Below are 23,562 nucleotides of genomic sequence, written 5' to 3'. Positions count from 1 at the left end.
CGTCGCCTGGAAAGGCCCTGCGGTCGATCGGGTGAGACGACAGACAGATGATGGTAAGAGGCAAGGCAATACGGCTGACGGAATGGCTGGCGAGCGGGGTCGCCGCCGTTGCGGTTCTGGCGGCGGGCGCAGCTATCGCGCAGGATGCACCGGCGACGAGGTTGGAAACGATCGAGGCGACAAGCGCCAGGACAGAGAGCGATGCAACCGGGCCGGTCGATGGCTATGTCGCCAAGGCAACGACGACCGGTTCGAAATCCGCAACGCCGATCGCCGAAATCCCGCAGAGCGTTTCCGTCATCGGACGCGAGGAGCTTGACGACCGCGGCGTCGTCAACAAGGTCGACGAGGCATTGCGCTACACGCCGGGCGTGATGGCCGAGCCCTTCGGCGTCGACCCGGATACCGATTGGTTCTACATTCGTGGCTTCGACGCGTCGCAGACGGGCGTCTTCCTCGACGGTCTCAACCTCTTCTCCTACGGTTTCGGTGGGTTCCAGATCGACCCTTTCATGCTGGAGCGTGTCGAAGTGCTCAAGGGCCCGGCCTCCGTGCTTTATGGCGGTGCCAATCCGGGCGGCATCATCAGCCTGATTAGCAAGCGGCCGCAGGCAGAGGACTCGACCTATGTCGAGACCGGCATCAACAACAACGGCAATGCCTTTCTCGGCATCGACGTGAACCGGCAGCTGGACGACGCGATCAACTACCGCGTCACCGGCAAGGTTTCCGGCGGCAACAACTATGTCGACCACTCGGAAGATCTGCGCGGCTTCATTCTGCCGCAGATCACCTACCAGCCCGACGATGCGACCAGCCTGACCGTCTACGGCCTGCTGCAGGGTCTCGATCAGGTCCATACCGGCGGCGGCTTCCTGCCGTATACCGGCTCCGTCGTCGACGCATCCTTCGGCAAGATCGATCGCAAGGCCTTCTTCGGCGAACCGGACATCGATACCGGAACCTACGTGCAGCAGATGCTCGGCTACGAATTCAAGCACGAGTTCGACAGCGGCTGGCAGTTCAGCCAGAACCTGCGCTACGGCCATCTCTACAAGCACGAAAACGGGCCTTACACCTACGGCTACTACGATCCAAGCCTTCCCTTCCCGGTTTCGAACACGCCGGCGACCCCGGGCAATCTGCTTTATCGCCTTGGCTTCGAGGCGACCTCGAAGGTGGATACGTTTGCCGTCGACAACCGGCTTGAAGGCGAGTTCGAGACGGGAGCGCTTGAACATACAGTCCTCGTTGGTCTCGACTACAAGTTCTTCCGGCTGGACCACGTCCAGGCGTCGTCGGCGGGAACGCCGATCAGCGCCACCGACCCGGTCTATGGCGCACCGCAACCCGCCAACGCCATCTACATCAACCAGGTGATCACGCAGCAGCAGCTCGGCGTTTACGCGCAAGACCAGATCCGCTTCGGCGATGGCTGGCTCGTGACGCTTAACGGCCGCTACGACTATGTCGACACAAAAACCGACAATGGACCGACCTTCTGGGCGCCGACCCAGAATTCGAGCTTCGACTACAGCGAAGGCGCTCTCAGCGGCCGCGCCGGACTTGCCTATGAATTCGACAATGGCCTCACCCCGTACGTCAGCGCCGCGACCTTCTTCAATCCGGTCGTGGCGGTAACGGCGACCGGCAACACCAAGCCGGAAGAGGGCGAGCAGTTCGAGGCCGGGATCAAGTACGAACCGACCTTCTTTGACGGCGTTCTGACGGCGTCCATCTACCAGCTGACCAAGCGCAACGCTCTCGTGACCGACCCGCTGACCAGCATCTCCACCCAGACCGGTGAAGTCCGTTCCCGCGGCATCGAGTTCGAGGGCAAGGTCAATCTTGACGAAAGCTGGAAGCTGATTGCGGGTCTCGATTTCACGGATATCGAGGTGACCGAGGACGCAAACCGGGCGCTGATCGGCAAGTCGCCCTATCTAGCGCCCGATACACAGGCCTCGCTGTGGCTCGACTACACGGTGCAGCAAGGCGCGCTGGAAGGCCTCAGCCTCGGCGCCGGCGTGCGCTATCGCGGCGAGAGCTGGGCGGACAAGGAAAACACCAAGAAGGTGCCCGCATCGACTATCTTCGACGCAGCCCTGCGCTACGAGAAAGATGGCTGGGGTGCTGCCCTCAACGTCACCAACCTGTTCGACAAGGACTATGTCAGCGGCTGCAGCGGCCTGCTTGTTTGCGGATACGGCGATGCGCGCACGGTCACGTTGAAGCTCAGCAAGACCTGGTGAGACCGGTCGGCTGATCGACGATCTGTCAAAAGCAAACAGGGCGCTCAACCCGTGTTGGGGAGCGCCCTGTTTTCAACCCGGAGTGCCGCTATCGCACGCCAAAGGCGCTGACGACTGAGAGCACTCGAAACGGGTAGTGGCCTTTAGATGGAGAGGCCTGCCGCCTTTTCAAGGGCGGGAGCCTCCCTTGGAGCAAATTACTTCGCGCCGATTGCAGCAAGGCCTGCAGTTGCGCAGTTTGCGTCAACGTCGCCCGACGGCGCGCCGCCGACACCGATGCCGCCGACAAGCGCCTTGCCGAACTTGATCGGCACGCCGCCGGCCTGGATGACCATGCGTGCGTCCATGTCGCGAAGGCCTTCGTTGGCGGGCTTGGAAGCAATGAACTCGCCGAGGCCAGCCGTATCGCGACCCATGGCCGCCGAGGTGAAGGCCTTGCCCTGGGCGCTGTTTCCGGTGTGCGGGCCGGCATTGTCGGCCTTCAGCAGTACCTTGGTCGAACCGTCACGTGCAACGACCGCGACGCTGACGTTGTGGCCTTCTGCGGCGCATGCCTTCAGTGCCGCGTCTGCAGCCTTGAGGGCCATGTCGAGCGGCAGGTAGGCAGCGGTCGGAAGCTCCTGGGCGGTGGCGGCAACGGGAGCGAGAAGAGCGGCTGCAAGCACGATATTGCGGATCATCAATGGGTTCCTTTCCTGTTGATAGGGAAAGGTTATTGCGGAACGCCGCCCGACGGTATTCGTAGCTCTTCCGTCACGGTCCGTAGTTCTACGGAGTTTGCGTCCCTTCGAGCCAGATGCGGGTCATCTCCGCCTGCGAGGTGCTGCCGAGCTTGGCGCCGATCGCGGCGCGATGGCTTTCCACCGTTCGCGGCGAGAGGCCGAGTCCCTCGGCGATCTGGCGGGTGGTGAAGCCTGCCGCAATGCGGTCGAGAACCTCGCGCTCGCGCTGCGTGAGTGCCGCCAAGAGGGCAAGCGTTTCCGCCTTTTCCGCCCGCGCCTGCAGGGTGCGCACCAGCATTTCCTGCCCCTTGTGGATCGCGTCGATCAGATCCTGCTCGTCGATGGGCTTGGAGAGAAAGTCGATGGCACCGTTGCGGAAGGCGCGCCGGCAGGCCTCGATATCGCCATGGCCGGAAATGACGATCGTCGGCCAGTCGACGCCACTTTCACGGAGCTTTTCCTGCAGCTTCAGCCCGGAAATCGCCGGCATGCGGATGTCAAGGATCAGGCAACCCGGCTCGAGGCGCGACAATTGCCCGAGAAAAGCCTGCGGATCGCCGAAGGCGATGACCTTGATGCCGACCGTCGAGAGCAGCAGGCTTAGCGCGCGGCGGACCGCATCGTCGTCGTCGACGAGATAGACGGGAACGGTCATTGTGTCTCTTCCTGTCGCGCCCGCGCTTTGGGCAGTGTCACCCGGAAGGTTGCCCCCTCATCGCCGGCCACCAACGAGATCTCGCCGCCGGCGCGTTCCACCAGGCGTTGGCTGAGGGCGAGGCCAAGCCCCGTGCCGCCCGCCCGCGTCGTCATGAACGGGGTGAACAGGCGCGGGCGCAGCGCTTCGGGAACACCCGGACCGTTGTCCACGACATCGAAAACCACCCCGGTGTTTTCTTGCCTCAAGGTCACGACGACGCGGGGCGTTTCGCTCGCGTGGCCGTCAAGCGCTTCCATTGCATTGCGCACCAGATTGAAGGCGACCTGCTCTATTTCAACGGGATCACCCGTCACGATTACGGGGGCTTCCGGAAAGCGGAATTCAAGTTGGATCTGCCGCGACCGGGCGTCCTGCTCCAGCAGTGCATCGACATTGCCAAGCGCCCGGCGCAGGTCAAACGTCGTCACCGGCGTCGCGTGCGGCTGCGACCAGTTGCGGAACCGCTCCAGAATGCCGGAGGCCCGGCGCGCCTGGCTGACGGTATCGTCGAGCACGGTGGCGAGGGCTGCGTGGTTTCCCTGGTTGAGCAGGCGGCGCCCGGCCTGCGCCTGGGCAAGGATCGCGGTCAGGGGCTGGGTCAGTTCGTGGGCCATGCCGCTTGCCATCTCTCCAAGCGCGTTGACGCGCGAGGCGTGGCTAAGCCGTGAATCGAGCGCGCTCAGACGCGCCTGCTGCTCCGCCGTGCGGGTCCTTGCCCGCTGACGCAAGGCGGCCAATCCGGCGAGATAGGCCAGCGTGAGGGCAACGAAGGTCAGACCCGTCTGGACCGGCGGAAACATATCGGAGAGGCCGATATCCATGCCGGTTTCGAGCACAAGCGGCTGCGACGCGCTGCTGAGCGGCCTGGAGAACCGGATGGCATCGGGGAGTGCTGCCGGCTGAAGCAGGCTGTCGCCGTCGGGCAGTGAAAGCCGGACGGCGGTGCTCGGCCGAGACCAGAAAGGCCCGCCATCGCCGATCAGCTTGCCGGCATCGATGGCGAGCATCAATCCGTAGCGCGCCTCGTTCGTGTTGGGGCTGCGCTTGACCATCATGTAATGATCGGGGCGCTGCGGATGGGGCAGAAGGGCAATCCGGCCGTCGGAAGCCTTGGCAGCCGCACGAATGCGCTCGGCCGTCGCTGCGTCGAGCGGACCGGTCCCGATCGTCTCCGTTGCCGGATCGAGCGAGACGAGTTGCACTTCGTCGATGCGCGGGTAGAAGCGGGTGATGGTGCGGGCGACATCGAGGAAGAGGTCGTGCCTGCGCCCCTCTGACGCAACCGCGACGGCCGAAAGCGCCGTCAGGTGGGCATCGTGCTGATCGGCGCGCTGGGAGGCCAGGCCATGGAGCACGGTGCTTTCCCGCTCCAGTTCGGCAACCAGCGCCCGCCGCTCGCGGGTGCCAAGGGCTGCCGCCCCGACCAGCAGGATAAGACACCAGAGAGCAACAAGGTAAAAGGGCCGCTCAAGCAACGGACGACTGTTCGGTAGCATCGATCATTCTTGTCATTTGCAGGCTTGCTTGCGCAGCCTGCTCTTTTGTTGTCCGGCTGAGCACGGCATCGGCCGAGAAAATACGACCGCAACAAGAGAAAATCCAGCCAGTCGCTTCAGCCCATCTCTCGTGCGACCACAAGTTTCGCCCTGAGGTCTGCACGAACTCGCTGTGCTAGTGATCGTTCCGGCTGACGTCCCTCGTTCCGCGTCTTCGGATTAGTGTGCTCCACCTGCACCGGCGCCGCCGAGCTGGATCTTGCGGGTGAAGAGCAGCGCGATGGCTGCGAGCGCGAGCACGATCCCGATCACCGCAAAAGTATCACTGAACCCCAGGATAAGCGCCTGCCGACGAACCGTGGCAGCGATCGCGGCGATCGCCTTTTGCTGCGCGACGGCGGCGTCGGTGACGCCGTGCGTCATGAAGTGCCGGGTCAGATCGCCGATCCGATCGCGGACTTCGTCGCGGTAGACGGTCACGGACTGGCCAATGATGTTCGAGTGAAACTGCTCACGCTTGGTCAGCACCGTCGCAAGCGTGGCCGTGCCAATGGCGCCCCCAAGATTGCGCAGCATGTTCGACAGGCCAGAGGCGGCTGCCGCGTCGCTCGGGGCGATACGGGCCGTGGTGATCACCGTGATCGGCGTCAGCACCAGAGCCTGCCCGATGGCGCGCACGATGTTCGGAACGAAGAACTGGTCGCCGGCGCTGTCGAGCGACAGCGTCGTGTTCATGAAACAGCTAGCTGCGAAGATGCTGATGCCGACGAAGCCGATATGGCGCGCGTCGAAGCGCTTCATCAGCGCCGGTACGAACGGGATGATGAGAAGCTGCGGTAGCCCGGTCCAGGCAAGCACGAGGCCGATCTGTTCGGCATTGTAGCGCTGCACCTGGCCGAGATACTGCGGCAGGATGTAGACCGTACCGAACAGGGCGACGCCGACGAGTACGTTGACGAGAACGCCGACCCCGAAATTGCGCTGCTTGAGCAGGCGCAGCTGTACGAGCGGCTTTTCGACCTTGAGTTCGATGACGATGAAGGCGATCAGGAACACGGCCGCCGTCAAAGCGAGCTTGACGATGAACGGCGACTGAAACCAGTCCTCCTTGTTGCCCTCCTCAAGAACCGTCTGCAGTGCCGAAAGGCCGATGGCCATGGTGGCGATCCCGGCCCAATCGCCCTGCTTGAGAAGGGACAATTGCATCGGCTTCTTCTCAAGGGTGCAATAGAGCGCAATCACCATCACCAGGCTCGGTGGGGTGTTGACGAAGAAGATCGACTGCCAGCCGTAATTCTCGGTGAGGTAGCCGCCGATCGTCGGGCCGATCGCCGGGGCGAAGGTGACCGAAAGCGCAAACAGCGCCAGCCCGAACGGCTGTTGCGCCTTGGGGAGCCGGGTCAGCACCATGGTGAAGCCCATTGGAATGAGCACGCCGCCGGCAAAACCCTGCAGACCGCGCAGCGCGATCATCGAGCCAAGATCATGGGCAAAGGCACAGGCCGCGGAAAACAGCGGAAACAGGATCGCGTTCGCCAACATGTAGCGCCGGAAAGAAAAGACGCGGCTCAAATAGTCCGTGAGCGGGATCACGACGATTTCGCCGATGAGATAGGAGGTCGATATCCACGCGCCGTTGTCGACGCCGGTCCCGATGCCGCCTTCGATATCGAGCAAGGAGGCGTTGGTGATCTGGATATTGAGGATCGCCATGAAGGCGCCGATCAGGCCGGCGAGCACGGAAATCCAGGCCGTCGTGCTTGCCTTGTCGGGTGACGTCGCTGCGGGTTCCGGCACGCTGGGCGAAACCATGGGCATCGTGGTGGTGGACATTGCATCCTCCTGGCAGCGCTTGAGGCTGGGAACTGCGCCTGAGCGTCCTTCAGTTTAGGCTCGCCGGCACGGCGGCCACCGTCGTTCCTGCGGTCCGGGTGTCGATCGTCGGGTAGACGGACATGCCGGGTCGCAGCACCACGTCGAGCGGACTGTCGCGGTCGAGCACGATCTTGACGGGGATGCGCTGCACCACCTTGGTGAAGTTGCCGGTCGCGTTGTCGGGCGGCAGCAGCGCAAATTCCTGGCCGCTTGCAGGCGAGATGCTGTCGACGTGGCCCTCGAAGACCTGGCCCGGAAACGTGTCCACCTCGATCGCCACCGACTGGCCGGGAACGACATCGGCAAGCTGCGTTTCCTTGTAGTTGGCAACGATATAGGCCGCTTGCGTCGGCACGACTGCCATCAACTGCGTCCCGGCCTGCACATACTGGCCGACGCGTAAGGTGCGGTTGCCGATCACGCCGTCGATCGGCGCTGCGAGCGCGGTGTAGGAGAGGTTGAGCTCGGCCTGATGCTCGGCCGCCTTCGCGCTGTCGAGTGCGGCCTTTGCCTGCGCGACCTCGGCTTTGATCACGTCGAGCTGCTTGACCGCGCTTGCGAGCGCTGCCGTGTCGCGCGTCACCGCAGCCCTTGCGGCGGCAATGCGTGACGCCGCCTGTTGCGCGTTCTGCACTGTGCCGAACCCTTGCCTTGCGAGTTCCGCGTAGCGCTTGTCGTCCTGTTCGGCGAAAGTCTGGTCGGCCTTGTCGGCCTCGACCGTCGCCTTGGCCGAATCGATCTCGGATTGCTGCGCGACGAGCGCCGACTGCTTGTTTGCGATGTTGGCCTCCGCGGCTTCGACCCCGGCCTTGGCCTGTTCGAGGCTGACCCTGAAGTCGCGGTCGTCGATGCGGGCGAGAACCTGTCCGGCCTTGACGTGCTGGTTGTCGGTGACCAGGACCTCAGCGACATGGCCCGAGACCTTCGGGGCAATCGTCGTGCTGTCGGCCTTCACATAGGCGTCGTCTGTCGACACTTCGAAACGACCCGTCGACCAGTAGGCCCAGCCGAAGTCGAGCCCGCCGGCAACTGCGGCGATGGCGACGGAGGCGAAAAGCAGGTTGCGGAGCCAGCGCTTACGGGTTCCCGCGGCGTTTGTGGCTACCGCGGTCGGGTTGGCTGTGAGCGTCCGCTGTGCCTCCATGCGGGGCAAGGCCTCCATCGTTTCCACGGGCTGGGCATTTTCGATGCTGAAAGACTGCTGGCTCATTTTCCGGTTCCTTTCACCGGTGTGGCGTGCGTCGAATTGAACGGCCGGCCAAATAAAGAAACTTTATGCTTTCCAAAATATTCGCGCCGCCGATTGCTGTCAAACGAATTTGGAAAGTTTGGATGTTCCATAAGCTGGGCTGTCACCCAGGTAACATGATTATGAGGCGTTCGGGATCGAGGGTGCCTGCTGGGCGCACATGCTGCGCGACCGAGTTTCCGAGGCAACGACAGGCCGGGCCCCTAAAGCCCGGCATGTCGCATCTCGCTCGCCAGAAACTTGGTGAAGACCTTCACCTTGGGCAGCAACAGCCGATTGGTGGGATAGACCACGTAGATGCCGCGCTCGGCCAACCTGTGGCCGGGCAGGAGCTGGCAGAGCCTGCCCTCGGCGAGCAAGGGCTTCGCGATGAAGGAGGGCAGCACGCCAATGCCGATGCCCGCCTGGATCATTTCGCTGAGCATCAGGCTGTTGTCGGCGACGAAACGCGCGGGCAGGTCGATCATGACAGCGCCGTCAGGCCCTTCCAGCCGCCAGCTGCCGGGTTGGTCGGCCAGGCGATAGGTGAGGCAATGGTGGCTCTTGAGGTCGCCAACGGTTGCGGGCGTGCCGTTGTCCGCGAGATACGCCGGGGCGGCACAGATAACTTGGCCGATGTCGCCGAGCCGCCGGGCGATCAGCGACGAATCCGTCAGCGTCGCGCGCACCCGGATGGAAACGTCGAAGCCTTCCGAAACAACGTCGAGCACGTGGTCGTCGAGCGTCATGTCCACTTTCAGCTCCGGATGCAGCGCCATGAAGCGCGCAAGCATGGGCGCAAGCACCGTCAGGCCGAAAGACAGCGGCGCATTGAGCCGGAGCCGGCCGTTGATTTCGCCCGCCTCACCCGACGTGGTGCGCTCCAGATGGTCGAGCTCGTCCAGGAGCCGGCAGCATTCGGAAAAGTAGGCGCGTCCGTTTTCCGACAGGCTCATCCGCCGGGTCGTGCGCACGATGAGCACAGCCCCCAGGCGCTCTTCCAGTTGCCGGACCTGCTTGCTGATCGAGGCGTTCGACTGTCCGAGTTCTTCGGCCGCCTTGTTGAAGCTTTGAAGCTCTATGACGCGTCGGAACGAACGCATGGCAGCCAACAGGTCCATATTTTCTCCAGAGTGAATTATATTTTCCATCCATCGCTGATTATTCGCGCCAGCGCCAGCAATAAGGTGAACCCAGCTTCCTGATGTCGCGGGAAGACCAGAAGAAGGAGTTCATCATGTTCAACACCACAGCCCTGGAGCGTCTCTTGGTCGCTACTCTCGTCGCCGGCCTCTTTGGCGGCACGGCCTTCGCGCAGGAGGTCGGCAAGAGCCCGTGGGGGCCGAAGGACGAGATCGGTCGGCTCAACCTGATTACCCCGGAATCCCGCGCTGCCATTCTGTCGCGGATCGAAGGGAGCAAGTCCTACGACCTCGCGGTCGAGTATTTCATCGGCATGCCCAGCTGGGAGGCAGCTGGCGACCCGCCCTATCAGATGTGGATGACGCACACGCCGAATGGCACCCTGGTCTCCGATCCGATGAAGGTCGGCAAGGAGATGAACACGCATGTCAGCTACAGCGGCTCGGCGGTGTCAATGTATGCGCATATGGGCACGCACATCGACGCGCTCAATCACTTCGGCCTGAACGGCAAGATCTGGAATGGCTATGCCGCCGCCGACCACCTCGGGGACCAGGGCTGGACCGTCACCGGCGCCGAAAAACTGCCGCCGATCGTCGCGCGCGGCGTGATGATCGACGTTGCGGCCGCCAAGGGCATGCAGATGCTTCCCGAAAATTACCGGATCACCCGCAAGGATCTCGAAGAAGCGCTGAAAAGCCAGGGCGTGAAGCTGGCGGAGGGCGATGTCGCCTTGATCCGCACGGGGCGGATGCAGAACTACGAAAAAAAGTCCGCCTATATGAGCAATCCTCCGGGACTCGGCATCGACGCGGCAAAGTTCCTCGTCGAAGAAGGCGGCGCGATGGTGGTGGGTGCCGACAACTTGAGCTTCGAAGCCTTCCCGGCCGAAACCGAAAACAACTACATTCCCGTTCACACCTACCTGCTTGCGCAGCAAGGCGCCCCGATCATCGAGCTCATCAATCTCGAACAGCTGTCCAAGGACCGGGTCTACGAGTTCGCCTTTGTCGGCGCGTCGCTGAAGTTCCGCGGTGCGGATGCAGCCCCGATCCGGCCGGTCGCCTTCCCGTTGCGATAGGCGGATGCCGTTAGGTCATAATCGGCTGGCGCGAGTGCCGCGGGATCGGTCCCGCGGCACTCGCCATTCCAGAAACAAGCGCCGCCGAGGCACCTGTCGCACGGCGACGTCGATGCATGATAAATCTTGACATTGCACGAAAATGCACGAAATTGCCCGACCGAACGACAACCTTGTCATGGAGGGCAGGATGAGCATTGCGCACCGGATTCAAGTGGAAGACGTCACCGTTCTCTCGGATGACTGGTACGTCCTGAAGAAGACCACCTTTTCCTTTCTGCGTGGCGACGGGAGCTGGCAGCGGCAGTCACGGGAGACCTACGATCGCGGCAACGGCGCGACGATCCTGCTCTACGATCCGGTCCGCCGCACCGTGATCCTGACCCGGCAGTTTCGCTATCCGGCCTTCGTCAACGGCCACGACGATCTGCTCGTCGAGGCTCCGGCGGGACTTCTCGACAATGCCGAACCGGAAGCGCGTATACGCGCGGAAACGGAGGAGGAGACGGGCTTTCGCGTGCGCGACGTGCGACAGGTTTTCGACGCCTTCATGAGCCCCGGATCGGTGACGGAGCGCCTGCATTTCTTCGTCGGCGAGTATCAGCCCGGCGACCGCACGTCGCAAGGTGGCGGCAATGAAGACGAAGGAGAGGATATCGCCGTCCTTGAAATCGGCATCGATCAAGCGCTTGCGATGATCAGCTCTGGCGCCATTCGCGACGGCAAGACGATCATGCTGTTGCAATATGCCGCCTTGAACCTGTTCCCCAGCTCAACCCCGATCGGTGCAGTGGCCGGCTGAAGCGAAGGCAATCGCCCGAGCCGGCGGTCGGAACACTGCTAGGCGACCGGCGAGCGTGCCGCCGCTCCAGCGTCTATGGAGATCCAGGCCGCGCCTGTTTGGCCGTGGTGGAAACCATTCGAAAACGGTCTGTTCGGATAGACGTCGGCAAGATCCGCCTGTGCCTCACGCGGTGAGCGTCGCCCGGAGATAACATCGGCGAAGATATGTGCCACGGCTGCCATGTCGCAATCCTGCGGCGACAACCGAATGCGGGAAACGCCGGCGGCCACGAGCTCCGGCAGTTCCTGCAACAGTGCCTGGCAGGTGTGCGACATGGTCTGGACGCCGTTCAGCGCCAGGAAGGGTTGGCTGTCGAGGGTCTCGACGGTCAGACCATCCGGGTCTTCGCCACAGATGAACTGGCAATTGTCCTTGATCAGCCCCTTCGAGCGGGCATGGGCGCAGCGCGCCGAAATCGCCAGCGGCACGCGTCCGAAGGCGAAGACCTCGAAATCCACTGTGGGGTTCTCGGCAATGATGCCGCGCACCGACGTCATTGGCAGTTCCGGCGGCAGACAGATGCTGATTGCGCCCCTCGAAGCCAGGAGCCGGGCGGTCGCTCCGTTATAGACGTTGACCAGCGGCCCGATCGAATGCGGCTTGCCGGCAAGCAGGTGCAGCGCGGATAGGTCATTGACCTCGATCGGATGGGCGCTGTCGCGCACCAGCCCGCGCACCAACTGGCTTTCGCGTTCCAGCGTCACCAGCGCGAGCGAGGCGAGGCTCACTTGTTTGCCGGCATTCTCCAGCCGCTCGATGACCTCGCCGACATAGGGTTCGATGAAATGCAGCCGCTTCGAGCAGACGGCCTCGCCGATCGTCACATGGGCGATCGGCGCTTCGTCGGCGATGCGAAAATAGAAGTCGCGCCATTTGGGGCCGTCCCAGAGATAGTAGACCGGACCGAGGCTCAAGGCGGGGTTGGTAAGGTTCGTGGATGTGGTCATCGTCCGGTTACCTCCACCGCTTTTCATAGGCGCCCGTCGTTGTCTTCTGGCCTTCGCTGAGCGCCTTCAGCCGCGACACCAAGCCAGGACGCTCGGCGGCGCCGGCGGTCAGTGCCCGCCGCATGACTGAGACGACCTCGGCGACATAGGCCTTGCCGCGCTGCCGGCCCTCGATCTTCAACGCGCTGACGCCAGCAGCGCGCAGCGCATCGATATGGTCCATGACGTCGAGCGAAACCGGATCTTCGAAGGCATAGCCGCGCTCCTCGGCAATGTCGAAACGGCCCTTGCAGAGCGTCGGATAGCCGGCCGCTTCGCCCGCCGGGAAGCGGTTGATGGTGTAATCGCCGAGCTCGGACACCAGCTCGCGTCCGTCCTGGCGATAGCGTACATGGCTCGCGGGCGAGCAGACACCGTTCATGTTGGGCGACTTGCCGGTGGCGTAGGAAGAGAGCGAACAGCGCCCCTCGGCCATGACGCAGAGGCCGCCGAAGGCAAAGACTTCGATCTCGCAATCGATCTGCTTGGCAAGGCGGGCGATGTCGGCGATCGTCAGCGTGCGCGGCAGCACAACGCGTTTCGCCGCGAAGGCCTCGACGAGGAAGCGCACGGCATCGGCATTCGAGGCCGAGGCCTGGACGGAAACATGCAGCCGCTGCTGCGGATGGCGTTCGACCGTGTAGGCCATCAGGCCAAAATCGGCGAGGATGACGGCATCGGCGCCAAGTGCTGCGGCATCATCCACCGCCTGATGCCAGAGCGTCTCCTGGCCGGCGCGCATGAAGGTGTTGATCGCAACGAAGGTCATTACCCTGCGCTGTTTGGCATAGGCGATGGCCGTCCGAAGTTCGTCTCGGGAGAAGTTCAGGCCCGGAAAATTGCGGGCGTTCGTCTCGTCGCGAAAGCCACAATAGACCGCGTCGGCGCCGGCATCGACGGCTTCGCGGAAGGCGGCCGGCGTGCCGGCGGGGCAGATCAGTTCCATTGGGGCGCCTCCTCCTTGAGAACACGGCCAAGCGCGCGCTCGCGGATCTGTTCTCCCGCGCGGCGCACGAGCGGCGCCAGAGGCCCCGCCATGTCGGCGAGATCGCTTGGAAGGTCGATCTCACAGTCGTCGAGGGCGTTGCGCAGCGCCAGCATCGCCTCCATGTCGCCGCTGACGGCAAGATCGCGCGAGAAGAAGACGGCGTCGCCGTCGATGCGGCCCTCGAGCAGCGCCAGAAGCAGCACGAGTTCGCCTTCCATGCAGGCATCGGAAACCGGCGCGCGCTCCTTGCGATGCACGGAGATGCGCGGCACGGCCGGTTCAACAAGAAAGCCGATCGGCAGGTCCGACGGCAGGAAGGCGTAGCGCTTGGCTGCGTGATCCGCGAGACGGTCGAAGAGGCCCGGATGGGTCTCGATCACGCGGGCAAAGACGCGTTGCACCACGCTTTCTATGGCGATGATAGGAACGAAGCGGAGGGGCGCGGTGATCGCGAGCGGAAGTGTCATTTGCTACCTGTGGAGCGTCGGAATCGGACGATGCGGCGCATGCTAGTCGCCCGCTGCCATCGGCTGTTTGCGCCACGTCAAAGACAAGCGCCATTCGCCGCCACAAACAGGGCCATGAACAGGACCTTTCGCCCGTCCAAGGGCTTTGCAACGTTTCAGGATTTTGTCGATACGCTCGAGCGCGAAGGCGATCTGAAGCGGATTTCGCAGCCGGTTTCGCTGGTGCACGAGGTGACCGAAATCCACCACCGCGTGCTTGCCGCCGACGGGCCGGCGCTTCTCTTCGAGCGGCCGATCGATGCGACGGGCGCCGCACAGCCGATCCCGCTTCTGACCAATCTCTTCGGGTCGGAGCGCCGGATCGAGCGTGGCTTCGGCCTGATGCCGGGTGGGCTCGATGGCCTTGCCTCAGAACTTGCAGAACTGCGCGATCCGCGAGCGCCGCAGTCGCTGCGTGACGCCTGGGATCGCCTCCCTCTGCTCCGATCGGCGATGTATATGCGGCCGCGAAAGGTAACGCGTGCACTCTGTCAGGAGGTCGTCTGGCGCGATCACGAAATCGACCTCGGGCGCCTGCCGGTTCAATGGTGCTGGCCGGGCGAGCCGGCGCCGCTCATCACTTGGCCGCTGGTGATCACGCGCGCGCCGGATGATCCGCTGGATGTCAATGTCGGGATCTATCGCATGCAGGTGCTGGGGCCCGATCGCGCCATCGTGCGCTGGCTCGCCCACCGCGGCGGCGCCCGTCACCATCGCCTGTGGCAACGCCTGGGGCAGGACATGCCGATCGCGGTCGTTATCGGTGCCGACCCGGCGACGATACTTTCTGCGGTCATGCCGCTGCCCGATGGCTTGAGCGAACTGAATTTCGCAGGGCTGCTTCGGCGCGGCAGGACGCAACTCGTCGACGCGAAGACCGTGCCGCTTTCGGTGCCGGCCAATGCGGAGATCGTGCTGGAGGGGATGGTCTCAGCGAGCGAAACCTCGGAGGAGGGCCCCTATGGCGACCATACCGGCTACTACAATTCGGTGGAGCCATTCCCGGTCATGCGTCTGTCGGCGATCACCATGCGTCGAAATCCGCTCTATCTTTCCACCTATACCGGCCGGCCGCCGGATGAGCCTTCGCGGCTCGGAGAGGCGATGAACAGGCTGTTCGTGCCGCTGGTTCGCAAGCAGTTTCCCGAGATATCCGATCTCTGGCTGCCGCCCGAAGCCTGCTCCTACAGAGCCATGGTCGTTTCGATCGACAAGCGCTATCCCGGGCAGGCCAGGCGCGTGATGATGGGGCTTTGGTCTGTCCTGCCGCAGTTCAGCTACACCAAGCTGATCATCGCCGTCGATCCCGATATCGACGTGCGCAACTGGTCCGACGTGATGTGGGCGCTTGCGACCCGCTTTGATGCCAGCCGCGACGTGACCGTGATCGAGGGGACGCCGATCGACTATCTCGACTTCGCGTCCCCGCGCTCCGGCCTCGGCGGCAAGCTCGGTCTCGACGCCACCAACAAGATCGGCACCGAAACCGACCGCGAATGGGGGCGTGTTCTGGAGATGTCGCCCGAGGTCATTGGTCAGGTCGATGCGATCTGGGCCGGTCTCGGGCTTGGAGGCCCCGGGCCGGGAGGTTTGGCGCGATGAACCGGTTGAAGATCGTCCTCGGCGTCACCGGGGCTTCGGGTGCGGCGATTGCCGTTCGCATCGCCGAGCGGCTCAGCGAAATCGAAACCGTCGAGCTGCATCTGGTCCTGTCGCCGGCGGCGCATCGCACACTCGCACACGAGGTCGGTGCAGACGCTCTCTCATACCTGCTGCGTCTGGCCGCGCGGACATATGACCACACCGATATCGGCGCGACGATAGCGAGCGGGTCGTTTTCGACGGCCGGCATGATCGTGGCGCCGTGCTCCATGCGCACACTTGCGGCGATCTCTGCCGGCATCGCCGATAATCTCGTGGTTCGTGCCGCCGACGTGCATCTGAAGGAGCGTCGTCGGCTGGTGCTGATGGCACGCGAGACGCCGTTGCATCTCGGTCACCTGCGCAACATGTGCGCCGTCACGGAAATGGGGGCGATTGTCATGCCGCCGGTGCCTGCCTTCTATCATCGGCCTGAGAGCGTCGCGGCTATCGTCGACCATCTGGCGGCCCGGGCGATCGACCTGCTGGCGCTGCCGATCAGCCCGCAAGCCATGGCCTGGCAGGGTGAGGAGCAAAAATCATCGTGATCTAGAAGAGGGTGGCCTGAAGCAGCGGATCAGCGCCGAACAGCACCTCGTGACCGCCAAGCAACAGCCACGCGGCAATCGCGACGGTGGCAAAGGCGGCGATGATCATCACGGGGTCGGCACGCAAACGGGTTTCGCCCCGGATGATCGCTGCAAAGGGCCAGACTGACGTGCCCTTCGAGGCCGCTTGCCAGCTCTGGCCCAAACGTCGGCGGGCACGCTTTTCAAGCATGAAGAAACCACCGACGGAAAACAGCGCGAAACCGCCGAAAAGCACCAGCGCGCGCAGGTCGCCATTGGGCACGATGTGACCGGCAGCCCAGAGCAGGAAGCCCCAGAGCACCGGGTGGCGGGTGATCGTCACGATGGCGCCCGGCCGTTCGTTTCCCTGATAGATCGAGATCGACAGCGCGTTCTCGCTGAAGAGGCCGGCCAGCACGAGAAAGATGCCAAGCGGGGCCAGAACGAAGGTCACCCAGGCCTGCCAGGCCGCCGGCTCCCAGAGCGGGATGAAATCGAGCTGAAGGGCCGCGTGAAAGACGAAACCGAGAGCGAGCACCGACAGAAGCGAATAGACCGCGAAATAGGTCGAGCGGCCGAGGCGGTCAATCAGGCCCTGGCGTAGCGCCGGCCAGGCCGGCACCAGATGAAGCAGCAGGAAGACGGCGAAGGCGAGGAGAAAATAGGTCATATCGGTTGTCTCACGCATGGCGCCAGAGAAGCAGGCGCTCTGTTGCCACATGGCGGCGAACCGTTTCGAAGAAGCCCCGCAACATGTAGCCGATCGCATCCCAGCTGAGCGATGCCCTGTTGTCGAGAACCGCCTTCAGCACACGCACCAGTTCGACGGCTGCCCGATCGTCCTCATCATGCTCGGCGCGCAGCCGTGCGATCAAGGCGTCGCGGCCGTCGTCCGCCCGCTGAATTTCGACCGCTGGAAACAGGATCATCTCCTCCAGCGCGTGGACGCGCCTGAGCTTTTCCGGCAGCTCCGTCATGATCACGCGGCAGCTCGGCAGGTCGATGCGGCGCGGGATGGAATCGGCAAGCGTCTCGAGGCGATCACACAGGGACAAAAGCTCGCGATAAGCCTGCCCCAGCTCGTGATGTTCTGAAAATTGCTGCTGCATCGATCTGCTCCGTTGAGTGTTGGTTCGAACTACACCCGACGGCAATGATCCTCTTTGACATTTCTCAAAGTTTGCAGATCAGCGATCGAGAAAGAGAACGATGGCGATAGCAACGGAGGAGAGGATCGCCGACAGCGTCGCGCCGCGCTGAAGTACGCCCATGCGATAGAGCACGAGGGCGAAGACGATGATGATGGGGGTAGCGACGGAAAGGCCGATCTGTGCGTCTGTCATCGGAAGGCTCCTTTGTTGTCAGCCAATAGCCCCGCCCCTTGGCCGCTTCTTTGCTCAATCGCAAAGACAGGCTGTTCGCCCGCGCCTAGCTCGAACGATGTTTTTGAACGGAGGCGCTGACATGGATGCCCGCAGTCATCCGATTGCCGCAACGGCGGAAGAGGACACGACGGACGCCTTGCTGCTCTGGGTGCTCGTCTGGAGCGAACTTGCCGCCTTCGGCATTCTGCTTGTCGGCTTCCTGATTGTGGGCCTTCTCCAGCCGGACGCGTTTGCCGCCGCCCGCTCGCATCTCGATCCTCTCCTTGCCGGTATCAACACGCTTGTTCTTTTGACAAGCGGCTGGCAGGCGGCCTTGGCGACGAGGCCGAGGGCATCGCTTAAGCAGCGCAGGCGGGCGCTGGTGAATGCGGCGCTTTTCGGCTTCGCCTTCGCGGCGATCAAGGTGTTCGAATATAGCGCCGAGGCTGGCGTTGCCGGCGATCCTCAGTTCGGCTCCTTCTTCGAGCTCTATTTTCTCGTCACCGGATTCCATCTGCTGCACGTCATCTTCGGTGCCTTCGTGCTCCTCATCGTTGCCTGGCGACCGAAACCCGGCAATGTCGAGCTGATAACGACGCTCTGGCACGTGATCGATCTGGTCTGGATCGTGATGTTCCCGCTCGTCTATCTCGTGTGAGTGCCATGACCGATCGCAATCCCAGACAATTGTTCAATACCTGGCTGCTGCTTGCCGGAGCCGTGATTTCGGGCATGGCGCTGATGGCGATCGCCGGGCCTGCCACCCTCGTCATCGCCGTGTTGCTCGGGCTCGCCATCGTCAAAAGCCGGTTCGTCGCGCTCGATTTCATGGGGCTCCGGCAGGCGCCGTCGGCCCTTCGTCTTGGCCTCTTGATCTGGCCCGTAGCGCTCGTCCTCGTCGCCGCAGCGAAGCTGGTCCTGAGCACTGCTCTCTTCAGCTGAGGCGACCCGCGGATTTGTTTGCCGAAACGCAAAGAAGCCGCCGCCGATTTCCCTAGACATGGGTTCGCCCCGATTGTTGCCAGCGCAGAAAATGCATCGCCGCACGGGGAGGGGATCAGATCAGCCGGCCGCGCTCTCAGCGGCCATCTGAAATCGAAAGGACCACGTGATGGCAGAACGCCTCACCAAAACCGGGGCCCGTAACGTCTTTTACGGCGGGTCCTTCTTTTTCTTCGCAATCTTTGTCGGGCTGACCGCCCACAGCCACTACTACATGCGAACGACCTCGACGGACGAAACGACGCTGACCGATGCGGTCGCGCGCGGCAAACACGTCTGGGAAAAGAACTCCTGTATCAACTGCCACACGCTTCTCGGCGAGGGCGCCTATTTCGCGCCCGAGCTCGGCAATGTCTGGAAGCGCTTCGGCGGCGAGGCCGATCCCGACGGCGCCCGCGAAACGTTCAAAGCCTGGATGGCCGCCCAGCCGACCGGCATCGAGGGGCGGCGGCAGATGCCGCAGTTCAATCTCACCGAACAGGAACTCAACGACCTCGCCGACTTCCTCGAATGGACGAGCCGCATCAAGACCCAGAACTGGCCGCCGAACGAGGCAGGTTAAGCGAACCGATTGGAGTGTGACACCATGAAATACCAAACCCAGAAGGTCGCGATGCTCTACTTCTACGGAGCGCTCGGCCTGTTTCTCGCCCAGGTGCTGTTCGGCGTCCTTGCCGGCACCATCTATGTCCTGCCCAACACGCTCTCCGAACTCCTGCCCTTCAACATCGTGCGCATGGTCCACACCAACGCGCTGATCGTCTGGCTTCTGATGGGCTTCATGGGTGCGACCTACTATCTGCTGCCGGAAGAGGCGGAAACCGAGCTCTACAGTACGAAGATCGCCGTCGCGCAGTTCTGGATCTTCCTGATCGCCGCGGCTGTCGCCGTCGTCGGCTATCTCCTGCACATCCACGAGGGGCGCGAATTCCTTGAGCAGCCCTTCGCGATCAAGGTGGGCATCGTCATCGTCGCGCTGATGTTCCTCTACAACATCACGCTGACGGTGCTGAAAGGCCGCAAGACGACCGTCACCAACATCCTGATCTTCGGGCTCTGGGGTGTGGCGATCTTCTTCCTCTTCGCCTTCTACAATCCGATCAACCTGGCGCTCGACAAGATGTACTGGTGGTACGTCGTCCATCTCTGGGTCGAAGGCGTCTGGGAACTGATCATGGCATCGGTGCTCGCCTTCCTGATGATCAAGCTCAACGGCATCGACCGTGAGGTCGTCGAAAAGTGGCTCTATGTCATCGTCGGCTTGGCGCTCTTCTCCGGCATCCTCGGTACGGGCCACCACTATTACTGGATCGGCGCCCCGGGTTACTGGCAGTGGATCGGTTCGCTGTTCTCGACGCTGGAAGTGGCACCCTTCTTCACCATGGTCGTCTTCACCTTCGTGATGACCTGGAAGGCCGGCCGCAAGCATCCGAACCGCGCAGCCCTCCTCTGGTCGATCGGCTGCTCGGTCATGGCCTTCGTCGGCGCCGGCGTCTGGGGCTTCCTGCACACGCTGTCCTCGGTGAACTACTACACCCACGGCACCCAGGTGACCGCGGCCCACGGACACCTCGCGTTCTTCGGCGCCTATGTGATGCTGAACCTCGCGGTCATGGCCTACGCCATTCCGGAAATCCGCGGCCGTGCGCCCTATAACCAGTGGCTGTCGATGGTGAGCTTCTGGATCATGTGCACCGCCATGTCGGTCATGACCTTCGCGCTCACCTTCGCCGGTGTCCTCCAGGCGCATCTGCAGCGCGTGCTCGGCGAAAACTACATGGACGTCCAGGACCAGCTGGCGCTGTTCTACTGGATCCGCCTCGGCTCGGGTGCCGTCGTCCTGATCTCGGCGCTGATGTTCATCTGGGCGGTTTTGATGCCCGGCCGCGAGCGCAGCGAGAAGCTCGCCGGCGTCGTCCAGCCCGCCGAATGACCGATCAGCCGGCGCGGTTCGCCGCGCCGGCATCTCCCCCAAGAATTCCCAGCATGGAGACTTGCCATGAGCCCTGTCCAATCTGCCGTCAGTCGCGCGGCGCTCGATATCCCCACCTATAGTCCCTCCGGCAATGAATGCGCGCTGTTCGAAACCGCCTGGGTGCGGCAGCTGCCGCTGCTCCTGAAGGGACCGACCGGATGCGGCAAGACCCGCTTCGTCAGCCACATGGCGGCGAAGCTCGGCCTGCCGCTTTCGACCGTTTCCTGCCATGACGATCTGGCCGCCGCCGACCTCACCGGACGGTATCTTCTCAAGGGCGGCGACACCGTCTGGGTCGACGGTCCCCTGACCCGGGCCGTGCGCAACGGTGGCGTCTGCTATCTCGACGAGATCGTCGAAGCCCGCAAGGACGTGGCCGTCGTCCTGCATCCGCTGACGGACGACCGCCGCATGCTGCCGCTGGAGCGCACCGGCGAACTGCTCGAAGCACCGTCGAGCTTCATGCTGATTGTGTCCTACAATCCCGGCTACCAGAACCTTTTGAAGAGCCTGAAGCCAAGCACAAGGCAGCGCTTCGTGGCGATCGAGTTCGATTTCCTGCCGCGCAGCGCGGAGATATCAGTCGTTTCGCAGGAGAGCGGACTGCTGGAGAGCCAGGTGGCGCCGCTCGTCAATCTCGCGCACCGCCTGCGCGCCCTGAAGGGGCATGACCTTGAAGAAGGCGTGTCGACCCGGCTGCTCGTCTACTGCGCATCGCTCATCGATGCCGGCATGCCGGTCAAGGATGCAGTGCGGGCCGCGATGATCGAGCCGCTCACCGACGAACCGGACGTGCGCGCAGCCCTTCTCGAAGTGGCCGGTTCGCTGATCGCGTGAGGTGAACCATGCTTGATTTCCTCGAGCTCGAAGAAACCGTCGGACGGGCCTGGCACCGTTTCGTCGGCAACACCAGAACCTGGCGGCGGTATCCGGAAGAGGCGGTGAAGCTCGCCGACATGCTGCCGGTGCTCGGCGTCTCCTTTCGCGGACATGGCGGCGAGGCGGCGGTGCAGATCGTGCCCGCCCGCGGACGCACGTCGACCCATCGCCTGCGGTGGCGGCAGTGCATGGGGCTTGGCGAAGAGAAGCTCGTCCAGCCGGCGCGCGACCACGCGTCCTTGATGCTGCCGGGAGAGATCGACATCTTTCCGACGAAAGACCTGAACCGGGACCTCTATCACTGGCTCGTCGCCTATATGGCGACGATGCCGGTCGACCCCGTCAGCGAAACTGATCCACTCCGTCGTGACCTTGCGCTGGTATCGCGCGCGCTGGAAACGGTCGAAGAGGTCTTCCAGCGGTTCCCGGGCCTTAGGCGGCGCTATCGGCGCCTCGCCGAGGCAACACTTGCCGAGCGGCAAAGGGGGGCGTTGCCGTCGGTCGAGCAACATCTCGAAAACCGTATCCTGCGCCTGTTGCGCAAGACGACGGGGGAAGCAGACACCACGTTGCCGTTCATTTTCCCGCACCGCGCGCCGCCCGGCTACCTGCCGATGCTGCCGATGCCGCTCTGGCCGGATACGATGTTGCGCACCGAAACCACGACCGTGCGCGACGAGGATGTCGCCGCGACGGCAGGCACGCAGGGGGCGGTCGCCGAAGTCGAACGACACGTCGCCGTGCGCGAGAACCCGGAGAACCGCAAGGGCGAACGCAGCCCCTTCATCCTCAACCGCTTCGAGAAGATCCTCGCTATGGCCGAGATGGTCAATGTCGACCGCCCCGGCGATGACAGTGACGACCACGACAGCAAGGCCGCAGAGGAACTCGACGACATGACGCTCGGCGAGCGCAAGGGACGACCTTCGGCGCGGTTCCGCTTCGATCTCGACCTGCCGCCGGAAGCCGTCGATCCGACGCCGCTGACGGCCGAGCTCACCTATCCCGAATGGAACTACCGGACCGGCCAGTACCTCAAGGACCATTGCCGGGTGCTGGCGATGCCGGCTTCCGCCCAGGAAGAGCGGACGGAACTTACCGAGGAAAGCAGAAGCCTTGTCCGCCGGGTGCGGCGCCAGTTCGAAGTGCTGCGCCCGCGGCACGAGATGCTACGTGCGCAACTCGACGGCGCCGATCTCGATCTCGATGCGGTCGTGCGTGCCCGCACAGATCTCGCCGCCGGCGGCCAGGGCAGCGACCGTATTCATCTGATGAGCCGGCCGCAGGTGCATGATCTGGCGGTGACCATCCTCGTCGACGTTTCGCTGTCGACCGATTCCTGGTCCGACAACCGGCGGGTGCTCGATGTCGAGAAAGAGGCGCTGCTCATCCTTGCGCACGGGCTCTCGGCCTGCGGCGACAACCACTCGATCCTGACCTTCACCTCAAGGCGGCGCGACTGGGTGCGGGTCGAAACCGTTAAGGCCTTCAACGAGGCGATGGGACCGTTGGTCGAAGCACGCATCGCTGCACTGAAGCCCGGCTACTATACACGTATCGGCGCCGCCATCCGGCACGCCTCGGCCGAGCTTCGCCGGCAGCCGAACCGCAAGAAGCTGTTGCTGGTGCTGACCGACGGCAAGCCCAATGATATCGACCACTACGAGGGGCGTTTCGCGCTTGAAGACAGCCGCCGCGCGGTCACCGAGGCACGGCGAAGCGGCATCAACACCTTTGCCGTCACCGTGGACCGGGAGGCGAAGTCCTATGTGCCGGCCATGTTCGGCCAGAACGGCTATTCCGTAGTCGGCAACATCGCGCGGCTGCCGGCAGCGCTGCCGGCGATCTACCGCAATCTGGTCGGTTAGCTGTGCGTGCGGTGGATTAGCGACCGGGAGGAGAGCGAGGCCCTCTTGGCGGGAACCGAACGAGTTGCTGTCGCAATTGTCTTGCGGCATTTCCAAGCTCCGCATTGACCCGCACCAGAAAACTTCGCTCGTTCCACCTAATTGGCGGGTGGAGGCCCGGTGGTCCGGATTCAAGTGCCAAGCGGATTCGTAGCTGCCGATTCTTCTGATATCGGAACTCAAGGTTCGGCTCTGTGAAGAAGCAGTAGCTCTTCGACGGCTTTCCGATTGAAACCTCTTCAAGCCAGTCGGCTAGTTGTTCCATTTCGAAGGTTGTCAGGCACGGGTCCCGGAACGTCCATTTCGTCCCGTTGATATCCACTCTGCCTTCCACGATCAGCCAGTTCGAATCCCATTCATCCCCTTCGATGTCGGGGAATTGGTGTTGCCCTATGGTCAATTGCAGG

Annotated in this window: 23 protein-coding genes; 11 read left to right on the top strand and 12 right to left on the bottom strand. The window is 63.3% G+C overall.

Annotated features, from left to right (window positions below; genetic code table 11):
* Positions 1–47: 47 nt before the first annotated feature.
* Positions 48–2,252 carry a TonB-dependent siderophore receptor gene (locus ACIQUG_RS14645; RefSeq protein WP_402322808.1) on the top strand — a complete coding sequence of 735 codons (2,205 nt, stop codon included), beginning with the start codon at positions 48–50 and terminating at the stop codon, positions 2,250–2,252.
* A gap of 197 nt (positions 2,253–2,449) precedes the next feature.
* Here the strand turns inward: ACIQUG_RS14645 and ACIQUG_RS14640 are convergent, their stop codons facing one another.
* The 6 genes from ACIQUG_RS14640 to ACIQUG_RS14615 form a co-directional block, all read right to left on the bottom strand.
* Entirely contained in the window at positions 2,450–2,932 is a 483-nt protein-coding gene (locus tag ACIQUG_RS14640; RefSeq protein WP_402322805.1) for a heme-binding protein, read from the bottom strand.
* A gap of 88 nt (positions 2,933–3,020) precedes the next feature.
* Positions 3,021–3,629, bottom strand: coding sequence for a response regulator transcription factor (locus ACIQUG_RS14635; RefSeq protein ID WP_402322802.1), 609 nt, complete (start codon positions 3,627–3,629; stop codon positions 3,021–3,023).
* Positions 3,626–5,167, bottom strand: a complete 1,542-nt coding sequence (locus tag ACIQUG_RS14630) for a sensor histidine kinase (RefSeq protein WP_402322800.1) — start codon at positions 5,165–5,167, stop codon at positions 3,626–3,628. The genes ACIQUG_RS14635 and ACIQUG_RS14630 overlap by 4 nt, the downstream gene beginning before the upstream one ends.
* A gap of 219 nt (positions 5,168–5,386) precedes the next feature.
* Positions 5,387–6,979 carry an MDR family MFS transporter gene (locus tag ACIQUG_RS14625; RefSeq protein WP_402323037.1) on the bottom strand — a complete coding sequence of 531 codons (1,593 nt, stop codon included), beginning with the start codon at positions 6,977–6,979 and terminating at the stop codon, positions 5,387–5,389.
* 70 nt (positions 6,980–7,049) lie between these two features.
* Positions 7,050–8,252, bottom strand: a complete 1,203-nt coding sequence (locus ACIQUG_RS14620; protein ID WP_402322797.1) for an HlyD family secretion protein — start codon at positions 8,250–8,252, stop codon at positions 7,050–7,052.
* 242 nt (positions 8,253–8,494) lie between these two features.
* A complete protein-coding gene (locus tag ACIQUG_RS14615; protein WP_402322794.1) occupies positions 8,495–9,391 on the bottom strand; it encodes a LysR family transcriptional regulator in 897 nt (298 codons plus the stop codon).
* 116 nt (positions 9,392–9,507) lie between these two features.
* Between ACIQUG_RS14615 and ACIQUG_RS14610 the strand changes: the two genes are divergently transcribed.
* Both ACIQUG_RS14610 and ACIQUG_RS14605 read left to right on the top strand, forming a co-directional pair.
* Positions 9,508–10,494, top strand: a complete 987-nt coding sequence (locus ACIQUG_RS14610; protein WP_402322791.1) for a cyclase family protein — start codon at positions 9,508–9,510, stop codon at positions 10,492–10,494.
* Between the two features lie 190 nt (positions 10,495–10,684).
* Entirely contained in the window at positions 10,685–11,296 is a 612-nt protein-coding gene (locus ACIQUG_RS14605) for an NUDIX domain-containing protein (protein WP_402322788.1), read from the top strand.
* A gap of 38 nt (positions 11,297–11,334) precedes the next feature.
* On the opposite strand, the gene ACIQUG_RS14600 is transcribed toward ACIQUG_RS14605, so the two are convergent.
* From ACIQUG_RS14600 to ACIQUG_RS14590, 3 genes are read right to left on the bottom strand one after another with little or no spacing between them, the layout of a single operon-like run.
* Positions 11,335–12,285, bottom strand: coding sequence for a U32 family peptidase (locus tag ACIQUG_RS14600; RefSeq protein WP_402322785.1), 951 nt, complete (start codon positions 12,283–12,285; stop codon positions 11,335–11,337).
* Between the two features lie 7 nt (positions 12,286–12,292).
* Positions 12,293–13,270: a peptidase U32 family protein gene (locus ACIQUG_RS14595; protein WP_402322782.1), complete on the bottom strand. Its 978-nt coding sequence runs from the start codon at positions 13,268–13,270 to the stop codon at positions 12,293–12,295.
* Entirely contained in the window at positions 13,261–13,779 is a 519-nt protein-coding gene (locus ACIQUG_RS14590) for an SCP2 domain-containing protein (RefSeq protein ID WP_402322779.1), read from the bottom strand. Before ACIQUG_RS14590 ends, ACIQUG_RS14595 begins: the two co-directional genes overlap by 10 nt.
* A 114-nt stretch (positions 13,780–13,893) precedes the next feature.
* On the opposite strand from ACIQUG_RS14590, the gene ACIQUG_RS14585 reads away from it, so the two are divergent.
* Complete coding sequence (locus ACIQUG_RS14585) at positions 13,894–15,420, top strand: UbiD family decarboxylase (RefSeq protein WP_402322776.1); 1,527 nt, start codon at positions 13,894–13,896, stop codon at positions 15,418–15,420.
* Positions 15,417–16,007 (top strand): UbiX family flavin prenyltransferase, encoded by a 591-nt coding sequence (locus ACIQUG_RS14580; RefSeq protein ID WP_402322773.1) that lies wholly within the window; start codon positions 15,417–15,419, stop codon positions 16,005–16,007. The genes ACIQUG_RS14585 and ACIQUG_RS14580 overlap by 4 nt, the downstream gene beginning before the upstream one ends.
* A gap of 1 nt (position 16,008) precedes the next feature.
* Here ACIQUG_RS14580 and ACIQUG_RS14575 read toward each other — a convergent pair whose 3' ends face one another.
* The 3 genes from ACIQUG_RS14575 to ACIQUG_RS14565 all read right to left on the bottom strand — a co-directional run bounded on the left by ACIQUG_RS14575 (position 16,009) and on the right by ACIQUG_RS14565 (position 17,371).
* The gene (locus ACIQUG_RS14575) at positions 16,009–16,698 is read right to left on the bottom strand and encodes an NnrU family protein (RefSeq protein ID WP_402322770.1); all 690 of its coding nucleotides are present in this window, start codon (positions 16,696–16,698) and stop codon (positions 16,009–16,011) included.
* A 10-nt stretch (positions 16,699–16,708) separates the two neighbouring features.
* Positions 16,709–17,137: a hemerythrin domain-containing protein gene (locus tag ACIQUG_RS14570; protein ID WP_402322767.1), complete on the bottom strand. Its 429-nt coding sequence runs from the start codon at positions 17,135–17,137 to the stop codon at positions 16,709–16,711.
* Positions 17,138–17,215: 78 nt separating this feature from the next.
* Positions 17,216–17,371, bottom strand: a complete 156-nt coding sequence (locus tag ACIQUG_RS14565) for a hypothetical protein (RefSeq protein WP_089044838.1) — start codon at positions 17,369–17,371, stop codon at positions 17,216–17,218.
* 121 nt (positions 17,372–17,492) lie between these two features.
* Between ACIQUG_RS14565 and ACIQUG_RS14560 the strand changes: the two genes are divergently transcribed.
* The 6 genes from ACIQUG_RS14560 (at position 17,493) to ACIQUG_RS14535 (ending at position 23,116) form a co-directional block, all read left to right on the top strand.
* Positions 17,493–18,050: a cytochrome c oxidase subunit 3 gene (locus tag ACIQUG_RS14560; protein WP_402322763.1), complete on the top strand. Its 558-nt coding sequence runs from the start codon at positions 17,493–17,495 to the stop codon at positions 18,048–18,050.
* A gap of 5 nt (positions 18,051–18,055) precedes the next feature.
* On the top strand, positions 18,056–18,334 hold the full coding sequence (locus ACIQUG_RS14555; RefSeq protein ID WP_402322760.1) for a cytochrome C oxidase subunit IV family protein: 279 nt from the start codon (positions 18,056–18,058) through the stop codon (positions 18,332–18,334).
* Positions 18,335–18,503: 169 nt separating this feature from the next.
* Positions 18,504–18,956, top strand: a complete 453-nt coding sequence (locus ACIQUG_RS14550) for a c-type cytochrome (RefSeq protein WP_402322757.1) — start codon at positions 18,504–18,506, stop codon at positions 18,954–18,956.
* A gap of 24 nt (positions 18,957–18,980) precedes the next feature.
* Positions 18,981–20,327 carry a cbb3-type cytochrome c oxidase subunit I gene (locus tag ACIQUG_RS14545; RefSeq protein ID WP_402322754.1) on the top strand — a complete coding sequence of 449 codons (1,347 nt, stop codon included), beginning with the start codon at positions 18,981–18,983 and terminating at the stop codon, positions 20,325–20,327.
* Positions 20,328–20,393: 66 nt separating this feature from the next.
* The gene (locus tag ACIQUG_RS14540; protein WP_402322751.1) at positions 20,394–21,206 is read left to right on the top strand and encodes a CbbQ/NirQ/NorQ/GpvN family protein; all 813 of its coding nucleotides are present in this window, start codon (positions 20,394–20,396) and stop codon (positions 21,204–21,206) included.
* An 8-nt stretch (positions 21,207–21,214) separates the two neighbouring features.
* Entirely contained in the window at positions 21,215–23,116 is a 1,902-nt protein-coding gene (locus ACIQUG_RS14535; protein WP_402322748.1) for a nitric oxide reductase activation protein NorD, read from the top strand.
* Positions 23,117–23,562 lie beyond the last annotated feature (446 nt).

The sequence above is a fragment of the Ensifer sp. NPDC090286 genome (assembly GCF_044769565.1).
Classification (GTDB): Bacteria; Pseudomonadota; Alphaproteobacteria; order Rhizobiales; family Rhizobiaceae; genus Ensifer.
Note: the sequence above shows the minus strand (reverse complement) of the source record. Positions and strands in the feature narration are given on the sequence as shown.